The sequence below is a fragment of the Neobacillus sp. PS3-12 genome, assembly GCF_030915385.1.
In the GTDB taxonomy this organism is placed as follows: domain Bacteria; phylum Bacillota; class Bacilli; order Bacillales; family Cytobacillaceae; genus JAEVLT01.
This window is the reverse complement of record NZ_CP133268.1, coordinates 2896846-2910140: the sequence shown is the minus strand read 5'-3', so window position 1 is coordinate 2910140 and position 13295 is coordinate 2896846. Positions and strand designations below refer to the sequence as shown.

Genomic DNA, 13295 nt, shown 5'->3' with positions numbered 1-13295 from the left:
CCGCCTTATTGAATCACTGTTTTTAATGTTGTTGGATGGACGCCTGTAAAGAGGTCGAAATCAGAAAAGCTTATTACTCCCAGTGGATGATGGTTCTGGTCAACAATAACAACTTCCCCTGATGGTGAGGATAATAATTCGGATAAAGCGGTGCGTAAATCCGTATCAGGTGTTACGAAAGAGTCATCTGCCTCAAATTGGATATTTGATTTTCGTATTGCCTTTTTCCCTTTATTAAGTAGATCCTTAACAGTTAAAAGAGTCAGGCGTTTAATTTCCCGATCACTGCCAATGAAGTCTTGTACAAAATCATTTTTTGGATTTGCTAGAATGTCATCTGGTGTTCCAAATTGCATTAATTGACCCTTGTTGAAGATGGCAATTTTATCACCTAAGCGAATCGCTTCATCAATATCGTGGCTGACAAAGAGAATCGTTTTCTTTACATCTTTTTGGATTCTCAAAAATTCATTTTGCAGATGCTCACGAATAATTGGATCAAGAGCACCAAAGGGCTCATCCATTAACATGACGGGAGGGTCTGCCGCCATGGCGCGTGCAACGCCAATTCGCTGCTGCTGTCCTCCTGATAATTCCCACGGAAAGCGCTTACGATATTCTTCAGGATTTAGTCCCATCGTTTCCATTAATTCACTATATCGTTTTTTCATTTTTGCCTGGTCCCAGCCAAGCATTTTTGGTACGACGTTAATATTTTCTTCGATGGTCATATTGGGAAACAAGCCATTTTGTTGAATAACATAACCGATGGATCGTCTTAATTCAATAGCATCTAAAGAATAAATGTCCTTTCCCCCGATATCAATCGTACCATCGCTGATTTGGACAAGTCTGTTAACCATCCGAAGAAGCGTTGTTTTTCCACATCCGGAAGGACCTAAAAAAACACAAATTTCTCCTTTTTCAATGGTCATGTTCACATTATCTACTGCCTTCACCTGTTTGCCGCTGCTATTATAAATCTTTGAAACATTTTTAAACGTAATCACGGACAACATCCCCTTTCCTATTTTATTTGTGCTGTCTTTGGCGAAACCCGCTTTTGAACAAGGCCAAGCAGATAATCAACAGCGACGGCTAATACTGAAACGGAAACCGCACCTACCTGAACCATTGTCGAGTAGCTTGTAGAAATACCTCTTGAAATGTATTCACCTAACCCGCCTGCACCAATATAAGCGGCAATGGCGCCAATTCCAATCGTTAATACAACAGCTGTTCGAATTCCTGCCATAATAACAGGCAATGCGATGGGTATTTCCACTTTCCTTAGCCGCTGCCAGGTTGTCATTCCCATTCCGATTGCTGCATCACGCATATTTGGATCGACATTTTTAACAGCGATATACGTATTGCGGATAATTGGAAGCTGTGAATACAAAACTAGTGCAATAAATGCAGGTAAAAAACCGATCCCCTGGTTAATGATTGATAAGAGCGGGATCATAATCCCAAAGAGGGCGATACTTGGAATCGTCATCAAAACTCCGGCAACAGCTAAAACTAAATTGGCAAGAGTTTCATTCTGAGTAATAAAGATCCCAAATGGAACGCCAATGATGATGGCTACAATAACAGCAAGACCGACCAGGCGAATGTGTTCCCACGTCAAAAAGAGAATGTCGCTTCCATTAGAGGCAAAAAAGTTAAAAAAATCTGCCAAATACCTCTTCCTCCTTCTACTTTTTAGAATATCTATGATTCTATTAATGTTAGATGCAAGTATTGTGCCAAAAAAATTCAGTATTAATCGTGTATATTTTTAAGACTTTTATGACTTTTCTGATTATTCGTTAAAATATTTTAAAATGGTGTTAAAATTTTTTGCATTGTCACTTTTTATTCGATCCCGCACGCTTCTGCTAGTACTTCTACAATATGCAGCGCTTGAACCTGATCTCCTATGCCACTTCTTTCGACTCCAAGTCTCATTTGAAGTAAACAGCCTGGATTTGTCGTGACAATGGTAGTTGCATTTGTTTTTTTCGCATTTTTCATCTTCTTGTCCAGAATCTCCATGGATTCATCAAAATGGAGCAGGTTATAAATTCCACCCGATGCACAGCAGCGGTCACTTCCTTCCATTTCTATAAAGCTTGCACCTGGAATGGATCTAAGGAGTTTTCGAGGCTGTTCGATCACTCCTTGTACATTCCGTAAATGGCAGGAATCCTGATAGGTGATAATCCCATCCCAGTCTTTCTTAAAAGGAAGAGGACCCAACTCGACAAGCAATTCAGTAATATCTTTCGATTTATTTACAAACGCTTTTGCTCTTACGATCCAATCAGGTTCATCTTTTAGAAGGTGATCATACTCTCGTAACATCGCACCGCAACCGCCCGCATTATTGATATAATAATCGGCACCTGAAGCCTCAAATGCTTCAATATTTGCTTTTGCCAGTTTCCTAGCTTCTTCTATTTGCCCCTGGTGGGCATGGAGTGCACCACAGCAACTCTGCTGTTTTGGAATTACGACCTCGCACCCGATTGCTTGAAGCAGTTCAATGGTAAGTCTATTCGTTTTATATAAAACGGCATCCATAATACAACCAGGGAAAAAGGCAATCTTCGCTTTTTGCTCTCCACTTGCCGAATATTTACCGCCAAATTTATACCGCTTAAGCGGTGATTCCAGTTTGGGAAGGACTTTTTCAAACTGTCCCATTGGCTCGGAAATCTTATTGAGTATCTTCGTTTTTTGAACAAGCTTTCTCAGCCCGCTTTTTGATAGACCCATACCATGTTCCCTACTGCACGAAGTCGTTTATGTTTTGGAAATAAATGGTTCATAGTAATATCCCGAAATTTCGTTTTATTTTTTGAATCATTCCGTTCTACTTTTTGTTGTTCTGCAATAACTTCCTTTGCCGCTTCATAAATAGACCCGTATGGAACATTTACAGGACATGCTACTTCACAGGCCCTGCAGCCAAGGCAAAGATCAATTGGTTCAGCAAGATCTTGTAAAATATCTACTTTCCCTTCAGCAGCCATTTTGACAAGATTAATTCGCCCTCTTGGTGACTGGGATTCCTTCCCCATAGATTCGTATGTCGGGCACACCGGGAGGCAATATCCGCACTGAACACATTTATTGGCATCATCATAAGAAAGCCGGCGAAGTTTTTGACTTAATTCACTTTCTTGTATGGTTTCTTTTTGTGCCGGTACTCCACTCATGTTAATACCACCTTTGTTTGACCTGGTTGAGGAAAAATCTTTCCAGGATTTAAAATGTTATTGGGATCCCATGCCTCTTTAATTTTTTTCATCATAAATAGTCCATCTTTTCCAAGTTCCTTTTCCATGTACGGTGCTTTTAACATACCTATGCCATGTTCGCCTGATAGCGTACCGCCCAGCTCGATTGCTGATTCAAATATCTCACTGACAGCTGATTCTACCCTTTTCATTTCCTCGATGTTCCGCTTATCAGTGATGATGTTTGGATGCAGGTTTCCATCCCCAGCATGTCCGAATACTACGAGATTTAAATTGTATTTTTTGCGAATTCGTTCAAGTTTTTCCACCATTGCTGGAATTTGACTTCTCGGTACCGTAGCATCCTCAGAAATCTTGGTAGGCCCCATTTGAGTGATCGCAGGTGAAACCATTTTTCTCGCCTTCCAAATATCATTTCTCTCCGTTTCTGTACTCGCCACTTTTACATTGGACGCTCCCTGTTCCCAGCAAATTTGCTCACATTTTGTGATCTCTTCAGCAATTGCAGAGGGATGTCCATCCACCTCGATAATCACAATGGCTTCTGCATCAATCGGAAGTCCGCTCGGCTGATAGTTTTCAACCGCACGGATACAGGCATTATCCATTAGCTCCATCGCACATGGTAGGATCCCTGATGATAGAATCTTGGTTATGGCATGACCGGAGTCATTGAGATGGGTAAAAGAAGCTAACAAGGTTTTCCTGGCCAGCGGTTTTGGAATCAGTCGCAAGATCGCTTCTGTTACGATTCCAAGTGTTCCTTCCGATCCAACAATGAGCCTGGTTAAATCATACCCTGTCACATTTTTTACCGTTCGTCCGCCCGTTCGAATAATCTCGCCCGTTGGAGTAACTACTTCTAATCCAATGACATATTCCTTCGTTGTTCCGTATTTTAATCCTTTAGGTCCGCTTGAGTTTTCAAGCAGATTTCCGCCAATTGTTGAAACATGAGAACTGCTTGGATCAGGCGGATAGAATAACCCTGCTTCTTCTGCCTTTTTATGGATTTCACCCGTAATGACACTCGGAGTGGTGATTGCCAGCATATTTTCAGTATCAATCGTGAGCCTTTTTTCAAATTGAGACATATCTAGCGTCATGCCCCCTTTAACAGCCAGTGAACCTCCGCTTAAGGATGTTGCAGCTCCTCTCGGATAGACGGGAATTTTATACTGGTTCGCCAGCTTTATAAGTGCTGCCACTTCTTTTGTGTTCTTTGGCTGAATAACAATATCCGGCAAATATTCTCCGAAAGAGGCATCATAGCTATAAGAATATCTTTCTGATAAATCGGTTAAGATTCGTTCAGATGGAACTATGTCGTGAATTTCCTTTAACAGCTGTTTATCGATCATTTTTTTCACCTCGTTATTAAATACCAAGAAGTTTCCGTGGATTTTGAACAATCATTTTTTCAACTTCCTGGCTTGATATACCCGCTTTCACCATTTCATGGACAAAATTACTTAGCGCTTCAATTGGAGGAATATTATGATCCTGACCGTAATCTGTTACAAGAACACAAGAATCAGCCCCAATTCCCTTAATACTTTGCGCCATTTGTACTGTGGAAAGGTCCTGGAAATCCTCGCTGCACGCCAAATAACATTTCTCAAGAATGGCACCTTTTCTGGCAAACTCTTTTTGCATTTCTATTGAAACAGGTGCGATGCCAAGGTCAACATGTTGTATAAGGATTTTCTCGATATGATGCTCCTTTGCTACATCTAGTAAAACGGCTACTTCTTCCTCGGACAGGTGGCCTGTAGCCAAGGCAATGTTCGCTTCACCGATAAGAGCAAGAATTTCATGAACTTCCGGCTTAATCTTTTTGTTATCATCCAGAACAGTTAGACCTTTTTCCTCATTTTCTAAAGGCTTTTCACTGTTAAAAAACCGAGTCTTCTTTTTACCAAAGTGACAACAGTGCTGATTCGCTGAAATGGTCGGCATCCAGATTATTTTAGCCCCTTGCTGAATTGCCGCATCCACTGTCTTAGGCGACAGCCCTCCAGTAAACTCATTTAATACCAGCCCGCCATACACATGGAGGCCCGGCTCCTTCAATCGGATTAAGGTAGCACGATCCACCGTGTTGGCTTCATGTGCTTTTAGCACTACACCCGCCATTTTGGCCTGCTTAACATCTTCAATAAGCTCCCAATCGTTTTGCTTTCTTCGAAAAATACTTGGATAACTATGGCAATGTAATTCAATGGCGCCTTCTAATAAAGAATGATAGTTCATCTCTCCATCTCCTTATCTAGCTATTCTTTATATTTACTTAATATGCAAGAACTGTGCCATTTTCATAGAATGTGTAATTTGTACTTTTGTAAGGAGAACGTGTAAAAAATTTTTTCTGATTCCTAAAATAAAAAATACCATTCCGTTGGAGAATGGTATTTTCATTGTTCAAGATATTTATTCATTTTATAAAAAAGCCGCTGTCGGGAGATTCCTAACTCTCTGGCGGCAGAAGCTATCTGACCATGATGTTCTTCAATTGCATTTAAAATAATCTGCCGCTCGATTTCTTCGAGCTGCTCTGGAAGTGTTTTCGAATTGTCAAACGAAAACTGCCCCTCGGAGACCAAGTCCATTTTGCTAAAACCTTGGATTTCTTGAGGGAAATCCTGGATCGATAATTCCTCCCCACCACATAAAACCGCTGCCCTTTCTACTGCGTTTTGCAGTTCCCTTACGTTACCAGGCCAAGTATAGGCGGTCAAAACCGTTAACAGCTTCGGAGATATATGAAAGTTTTTCTTAAATTTCCTCCGATGTTTTTCTAAAAACTCTTCTACTAACAGCGGTATATCGTCCTTTCGCTCACGAAGTGCCGGTATGTGCATATCGACAATATTTAATCGGTAATACAAGTCTTCACGAAAGGTACCATCCTGAACCATTTGTTTTAAGTTTCGATTGGTTGCAGTCACTATACGAACGTCAACCTGCTTTACCTGGTTACTTCCAAGGCGAATAAAGGATTTATCCTGGACAGCTTGAAGAAGCTTTGCCTGTACAGACAAAGGCACTTCACCAATCTCATCCAGGAAAATAGTGCCGTTTTGTGCTGCCTCAAACTTCCCTGCTCGGCTGGCTGAAGCACCAGTAAATGCTCCTTTTTCGTAACCAAATAGTTCACTTTCCAGCAACTGCTCCGGAATGGCGGCACAGTTTACCGCAATAAAAGGCCCTTGGCTTCGCTGACCTAAATTGTGAATCAATTTTGCAATTAGACTCTTCCCTGTCCCACTCTCGCCATGAAGTAAGATTGTAGCATCTGAAGGTGAAACCCGTTCGATCAATTCATAAATGCGTTTCATTTGCAGACTCGTACTAATAAAACCATTCGCTGCCTCATGTTGTTTCAGTTGCTCTTTTAAATAAAGGTTCTCCTGCTTCATTTCCGCCCAGCTGTGGGCCTTTTTAATGATGAGCTCAATTTCATCCAACTTTGCAGGCTTAACAATGTAATCAAATGCCCCCGCCTTCATGGCTGATACCGCACTTTCAATTTCTCCGTAAGCGGTCATAATAATAAAAACCTTATTAGAATACAGAGAGCTAAATTCCTGTAACAGTTCCAAACCATTTACATCTGGAAGATTTAAATCAAGAAAAACCAAATCAATTTCATTTTCTTGTAATTTTCTCCTTGCTTCCTGCCCGTTCGCAGCAATAATAACTTCATATCCCTTTTTTCGAAAAGACAATGATAGTGCACGTAAAAGTCTGATTTCATCATCAACAAACAAGATGCTCTTTTTCATATTCTTCTCCCTTCGGTAATTGAAAATGAAAAGTTGTTCCTTGTTGGATTTCACTTTCAGCCCAAATCTTGCCCCCATGCTGGACCATTATTTCTCGCACAATGGATAAACCCAAACCAGTACCCTCGGGTTTTGTGGAGAAAAACGGGTTGAAAATCCACTTTAACGTTTCTTCCAGGGATCCCTTCACCTGAGTCAGTCACTGAAAAATTCCACCAATCAGAGTCCCCTTTAAATTCAACAGTGATTATTCCTCCATTTTTCATTGCCTGAAGGCTGTTCAGGAAAACATTTAACAACATTTGTGTCAGCCGATACTTATCGCCGATTACGATTGCCACCTTTGTTTCATAGACTGTCTTCACTGTGACGTTGTGGTCATTGAACTTTTTCCTTAATAAATTTAGCAGCTCATCCACAATCGAAATCAAATCAGTTGGAACAGCATCATTATTCTTATCTTCTTTTTTGGATAGTTTCAAGAAGTCCGTTAACAGTTTGTTCATTCGCTCAGAAGATACTAATATATCATCCGTCATTTCCTCGATAATCTCGAAATCCTCAAGATGATCCTCTAATTGAAGAAGAATCGTTTCAGCTGCAACTTGAATAATGCTTAATGGATTTTTTATTTCGTGAGCGATTCCTGCAGTCAGCTGTCCCAACGAGGCAAGTCGGTCGCTTTGCTTTAAATATTCTTCGAGCTTCTTTAATTCGCTTACATCTCGTATGACTAGGATGGAGCCAAGATGTTCATCCTGTTCCCCTTTAAAAAGAGAAGCATAAACACGAACATCGTGAACTTTGTTTTGTTTGTCCACAATCTTGCTTTCTAATTCTTCAAATGCTTTGCCTTCTTGTAAGGTTTTGAAGAGAACCGATTCCTGGACGTCCTGTTTGATTGGCAAATGAATAATATTTTTCCCCACTAATTCTTTGCGATTGAGCAGCATCAAGTGCTCTGCACCTTTATTAAAGGTTTTAATGTTTCCATTTTGATCCGTTGTTATGACACCATATGGAATGGATTCCAAAATATAAAACATGCTCCGTTCCTTTTCCCGAAGTTCGGTTGCCATTTCAGACAATACAAGGGACAGATCTTCAATTTCATCTTTTGTATGCAGGATCTTAAACCTCTTCCGATCGCCTTTTCTGTATTCTTGTACCTGCTTAATCAAAGACATAACAGGTCTAACAACTCTGGATGCTCCAATAATAGCAAGTGCTAGGGCAATAATAAATACAGCTAAAAATCCTTGAATTAATAGAGTATTAACCGATCTGGCAGGTGTGAGTGCTTGTTTAATAGGTTCACCCGCTATAAGGCTGATTTTGCCCATCATCAGGGGCCGATAGGAGACCACCATTTTTTCATTAAAAATCTTCCCATCCAATATGCCAAATCGTTCTTTTTCTAACTCATTACCAACCTTGTTATTTTTTATGGATGTTCCAATATATCGTTTATTTGTATGAGCAATAATCGTTCCGTTACTGTCAGCAATGGCATTCATCCCTTCATTGCCGATAGAAAATTTCTGTAATTGATCTGAAAGAACATTTACATTTAAATAAGTGATGATCGCACCTGTATAGTCACCTTGATCATTTAATGTGGGGTAGGCAATCGCAATTGTCTTGCGTCCATCGGGAAGTTTCATCAAATTAGATATATACATTGTTTTGGTCCATGACAGACGCTTTAATATGGAATTAACTTGTACTGGACTGGTAAGGGGTACGTCAGGAATCCTAAGTATTTGTTCATTTTTTTCATATACTTGAAAAAATAGATAAAGAGAATCCTGTGAAATAATGGTTTCAATTTCATGCTGATATGTACTTCTGTTACTGCTTTCAGTTATGGGTGAAATTTGTCGCATATTATCAATGATATTATTAAATATACTCTCAATCTGATTTCCAAGAGATTTTGCGATGAGGTCGTCACGATATTCCATTTGTGACCGAACAGAGGCATTCATAACATTTACAGTCACCAAATAAATAGATGTAAGTACAAATACAACCACTATTAATACGGTGGTGACAAACCGTTTTGTTAACTTTGAATGGAATAATTTCATCGCATTACCTCGGGTTTCAAATTAAATTTCTATGAAAGTATAGATGTTTTACTACTATTATATATTTGCCAAAAAGCCGCAGAATCCTTTAAAAAATGACAATTCTAAATTTTTACATATTTTTAACAAGTGGTTTATAAAATTGTATTCTCCGGGATAATAGAAGTTTTTGCTGATCGAACCACCAGTCTTTGGGGGAATTGTTAAGTGGAACAACAAGAGCTTCTTCCTCATCAGGCGATGCCACAATAGGACTTTCCCCTCCATAAATTGGGTCAAGAGTATATAATGCGCTTCCTCCCATGCAGCCAAGGCTTGTGCCTGTAAAGTTGGCGATAAGCGTTTGGGCTTGTGAGAATCTTGCGATGGCATCCCAGGTGGTCATGGTATTGGCAGGGAACTTATTTTCCATCATTTTCGTATGAAGTGCCATCGTTTCTCCAAATTCTCCATACCAGCAAGACGGTATAATAATAAAATCGACCCTTTTTACGGCTAATACCCCCGCCATTTCCGGATATGCCGCATCGTATCCAACCATTAAACCTGCTGTACCGATGCCTTTTAATTCAGCTGTTACTATCTCTTTACCTGGAGCTGCCCAGCGTTCATCAACGGTTGTTAAGTGCATTTTTCGGGTTTTACCAACAATATCACCATTAGGTGCAACTGCGTAAATGGTGTTATAAAAGAGATGTTGATCCTTTTCGATCATGCCGAATACCAGATGAGTATGATACATCTGTGCCAGTTTTTTCATTTCACACATTGTTTCACCATCATCAGCTTCACCAAGCCGATGAATCATTTCAATATTAAGAGAATGAACAGGACCTGTAAGGGAAAGCTCTGGACAAACGGCTAGTGAAAGCAAACTTCCTCCATCCCTTGCCTTTACAACTGCAGCTGAAACCAGACTTCTTATTTTGTTCAGATTTGCAATTTTCTCCCCAACCTGCGGTATATATTGCAATAGAGCCGCACATTGTTTTTTTCCCATTTCAACTTCATGATTTGGTATGTCCCATGGACCTGAATATAGCAAGAGGTCACGATAAAGTTACGGCCTTCTCTGGGTAAGCCTTTTTTTGGAGGAATTCCTAAATTCCAGAGGATCTACATTTGCATATAAAATCGTTGCTTGAGCTCTTTCATTTTTCTCATCCGAATAAGGAGTTTCTGCAAGCTTTTTCCCCTTTGGCGACCATATAGTGCTTGCCCCAACCATGTGATAGCCAATTTCAGTATTCGAGCGGTTCGCCCCCAGTACATATAGTCCATTCATCTCCGCCCAAGCCTGAAGCATAGAAAGAGTTCCGCCAGTGGAGTTTGTTGGAAAACATAGAATATCAGCACCGTTTATGGCAGCCATCCTTGCAGATTCAAAATAGGTAGCATCCATACAAATAATCATGGCGATATTGCCAATCTCCGTTTTATATACAGGGACACCCATATCCCCCCAGCTTGCCCACGAATCTTCGGCTGCCCACTGATGGATTTTACGGTATTTCCCTATATAGCCATTTGGGCCAATTAAAGCCGCGGAATTATAGAAAAGGCCATCTTCTTCATCTACTTCTGCCATGCCAATGACAATATATGTACTATACTCCCTTGCCACACTTTCAAAAGCTTTCGTTGTTTTTCCAGGAATCGTATCAACATAGGGCTCAATCGCCTGGCGATTTTCATAATGATAGCCCGTTGTTGCCATTTCAGGGGTAACGATTAACTTTGCTCCGCACTCTGCTGCCTCCGTTACCTCATCCAGTAAATTAGATATATTTATATCCAAATTGTTTAAGCATGGATTAAATTCGATAACGGCTGCTTTAAATGGCTTACGAATATGCACAGAAGAATCCTCCTTTCGAAAAAACAGATGGCAATTTACGCCATCTGTTTTCGCTCATTTTTAAGATTGTAATTGTGCCAGTTTCGCAGTTTCTACCTTTCCGGCAACATTAATGTTAAAAAAGTTCTTCACTCTGGAAATCAAATCTTGAAAGACTTCGTGTTCATGATACATAAAGTCATTGTGTTTACCATCGATAATAAAGAGCTGTTTTGGTTCATTTGCTGCTTCATATAAACCATATGCCTCATCAACCGGATGCAATAAATTATCTTTTCCATGTGCGATAAAGAGCGGTACCTTTACATCTTGTGCTGCCTTTTCAGCGTCTAAACCAATAATCGAATCTGTAAACTGAAGAACAGTTTGACGTCCAAATGGTGCCAGAATAGCCAACTCTTTATCTACATAATCAGCAGTAGCTGGATCAAGTGGGTAATGGATAAAAGGATCCGCAAGCTGTGACTTTCCAGTTAAAACACGCTGTTTTCGATCTTCTTCTACCATTTTCAAGATTTCATTCCATTCTACATAGGAATGAATGGAACGCAACCATCTTTCTCCGTTATAGAACCCGTTTAGTGCTGCTACAGCTTTCACGCGCTTGTCTTTTGCTGCCACACGAACAACATTGGAAGCACCCATTCCCCAGCCAAGGATTCCAATTCTGTCAGGATCTACTTCCTCCTGAAGGGATAGGAATGTAATGGCGTTTTGAATATCTTCGACTTGCTCGTCGAGAATAACTCTTCCTTCTTCACCTTCACTATTAGCAAAGCTGCGGTAATCGAAGCCTAAGCATACATAACCGGCAGCCGTTAAATTCCTTGCAAACAATTTTGGATAAAATTCATTGAATCCGTTATATCCTGAATTCGGAATAATCGCAGGGCGTTTTTCACCTTGCTTGTAGTCATCCGGAAGATAAATAGTCCCCTCTAATTTAAATCCTTCACTATAAAAAGAAATCTGACGTTCTATCATGTTTTTCCCTCCACTTAATTAAATAATGAATACACTTAAGTTATTGCAAGTTGTGTGCCAACCTAAAAAAATAAATGAAATATCCTTTTTATGGTCAAAGAAGCCAAAACGATGAGTAGTTTTCTGAATATTTGTAAATATTTTTTTACATGATTAATCAATTTATTGACAAACTTTATATTATTGAAATATTCGGGAAGGGAATCTCTTTCTATTAAAATATTGGGGCTAACTTTTTTCTTCTAGTTTTCATCCTGGTATTAAAGCTTTGTTAAAATTTTTAAACATGATTGAGGTGTGGGGAGCTAAAGTAGAAAAGAAAAAAAGTGGAATTTCAAGAATCAAGGACTGTGGAGTAATAAAATTTTATACTTATCTTTTAAAGAAAGAGGCTTCTCAAAAGTTGGCCAACTAATGAGAAGCCTGCAATAATACATGTTAAATTCTATCCTAAGTTTATTTTGGCAGCTTTAATTTAATTATTTTTAAATGAAACAGAAAACTCTCCAAGTGTATTTTCTCCCCATTTGAGGGCAAAATGATCACCCTCTGCAGCAGGCCCAACCCCCTCAGGCGTTCCTGTAAAAATGATATCTCCTTTCCCAAGACCAAAATGTAATGCGCTAAAATCAATTATGGTCTGTAAGTCGAAAATCATATTTTGAATATTCCCTCGCTGCACTTGCTCACCATTCTTCCAAAGAGCAAAATCGAATTGCTTACAATTTTCTATACCAGGGAACTCAATGAATTGGGACAATATTGCAGAGTTTGGAAAGCCTTTTGCAAGCAGCCAAGGATATCCCTTTTTCTTCAACTCGCTTTGTACATCCCGTAGTGTAAAATCAATCCCCAGAGCCATACAATCAACGAGTTCGTCAACTTTCATTCCCTTTTCATAAGACTTAGCGATATGTATAACTAATTCCACTTCATAGTGAATATCCCCACGGTCACCTGGCAAATTAATCTCTTGTCCGCCTGCCTCTACCAAAGCGTGCGTCGGCTTAGAGAACAAAAAAGGCGAGGTTGGAATATCATTTTTCAACTCTTTTGCATGTGATGCATAATTTCTGCCTACACAGTAGATATTTCGAATCGTTTCCATTAGTAAACCCCTTTCACTTAACAGTTAGACAGTACGATATGACATGGAAAGAAAAGGCCTTTCATTAGTTTAAGTTAACTGATGAAAGACCTTTTCTTTATATTATCAGATGAAATTACGGATAATTCAATCAAACGTTTGATTAAAATTAGTTATATCTTATTCAGCTTTCACTTTATCTTTATCAGCCTTCCACAGATGTACGTTTACAAAAGCTGCATA

General features: G+C 39.6%; 13 protein-coding genes. All 13 read right to left on the bottom strand.

The features are described 5' to 3' along the window. Positions 1 to 5: 5 nt before the first annotated feature. A complete protein-coding gene (locus RCG17_RS14840) occupies positions 6 to 1010 on the bottom strand; it encodes an ABC transporter ATP-binding protein (RefSeq protein ID WP_374120827.1) in 1005 nt (334 codons plus the stop codon). Between the two features lie 17 nt (positions 1011 to 1027). After that, positions 1028 to 1684: an ABC transporter permease gene (locus RCG17_RS14835; protein ID WP_308170964.1), complete on the bottom strand. Its 657-nt coding sequence runs from the start codon at positions 1682 to 1684 to the stop codon at positions 1028 to 1030. Between the two features lie 176 nt (positions 1685 to 1860). Next, complete coding sequence (locus RCG17_RS14830; RefSeq protein ID WP_308170963.1) at positions 1861 to 2763, bottom strand: (Fe-S)-binding protein; 903 nt, start codon at positions 2761 to 2763, stop codon at positions 1861 to 1863. Further along, complete coding sequence (locus tag RCG17_RS14825; RefSeq protein WP_308170962.1) at positions 2739 to 3206, bottom strand: (Fe-S)-binding protein; 468 nt, start codon at positions 3204 to 3206, stop codon at positions 2739 to 2741. The genes RCG17_RS14830 and RCG17_RS14825 overlap by 25 nt, the downstream gene beginning before the upstream one ends. Continuing rightward, positions 3203 to 4609 (bottom strand): FAD-binding oxidoreductase, encoded by a 1407-nt coding sequence (locus tag RCG17_RS14820; protein ID WP_308170961.1) that lies wholly within the window; start codon positions 4607 to 4609, stop codon positions 3203 to 3205. The genes RCG17_RS14825 and RCG17_RS14820 overlap by 4 nt, the downstream gene beginning before the upstream one ends. A gap of 16 nt (positions 4610 to 4625) precedes the next feature. After that, positions 4626 to 5501, bottom strand: coding sequence for a DUF6282 family protein (locus RCG17_RS14815; RefSeq protein WP_308170960.1), 876 nt, complete (start codon positions 5499 to 5501; stop codon positions 4626 to 4628). Between the two features lie 161 nt (positions 5502 to 5662). Then, positions 5663 to 7033, bottom strand: coding sequence for a sigma-54-dependent transcriptional regulator (locus RCG17_RS14810; protein ID WP_308170959.1), 1371 nt, complete (start codon positions 7031 to 7033; stop codon positions 5663 to 5665). After that, entirely contained in the window at positions 7008 to 7148 is a 141-nt protein-coding gene (locus tag RCG17_RS28355; protein ID WP_374120826.1) for an ATP-binding protein, read from the bottom strand. The genes RCG17_RS14810 and RCG17_RS28355 overlap by 26 nt, the downstream gene beginning before the upstream one ends. Further along, positions 7090 to 9123, bottom strand: coding sequence for a cache domain-containing protein (locus RCG17_RS14805; RefSeq protein ID WP_308170958.1), 2034 nt, complete (start codon positions 9121 to 9123; stop codon positions 7090 to 7092). Before RCG17_RS14805 ends, RCG17_RS28355 begins: the two co-directional genes overlap by 59 nt. Positions 9124 to 9235: 112 nt before the next feature. After that, positions 9236 to 10123 carry a carbon-nitrogen hydrolase family protein gene (locus RCG17_RS14800; RefSeq protein WP_308170957.1) on the bottom strand — a complete coding sequence of 296 codons (888 nt, stop codon included), beginning with the start codon at positions 10121 to 10123 and terminating at the stop codon, positions 9236 to 9238. A gap of 60 nt (positions 10124 to 10183) precedes the next feature. After that, a complete protein-coding gene (locus RCG17_RS14795; protein WP_308170956.1) occupies positions 10184 to 10981 on the bottom strand; it encodes a nitrilase-related carbon-nitrogen hydrolase in 798 nt (265 codons plus the stop codon). A 60-nt stretch (positions 10982 to 11041) separates the two neighbouring features. Continuing rightward, on the bottom strand, positions 11042 to 11965 hold the full coding sequence (locus RCG17_RS14790; protein ID WP_308170955.1) for an alpha/beta hydrolase: 924 nt from the start codon (positions 11963 to 11965) through the stop codon (positions 11042 to 11044). Positions 11966 to 12440: 475 nt separating this feature from the next. Beyond that, positions 12441 to 13073 (bottom strand): fumarylacetoacetate hydrolase family protein, encoded by a 633-nt coding sequence (locus tag RCG17_RS14785; RefSeq protein WP_308170954.1) that lies wholly within the window; start codon positions 13071 to 13073, stop codon positions 12441 to 12443. Between the last annotated feature and the right edge of the window lie 222 nt (positions 13074 to 13295).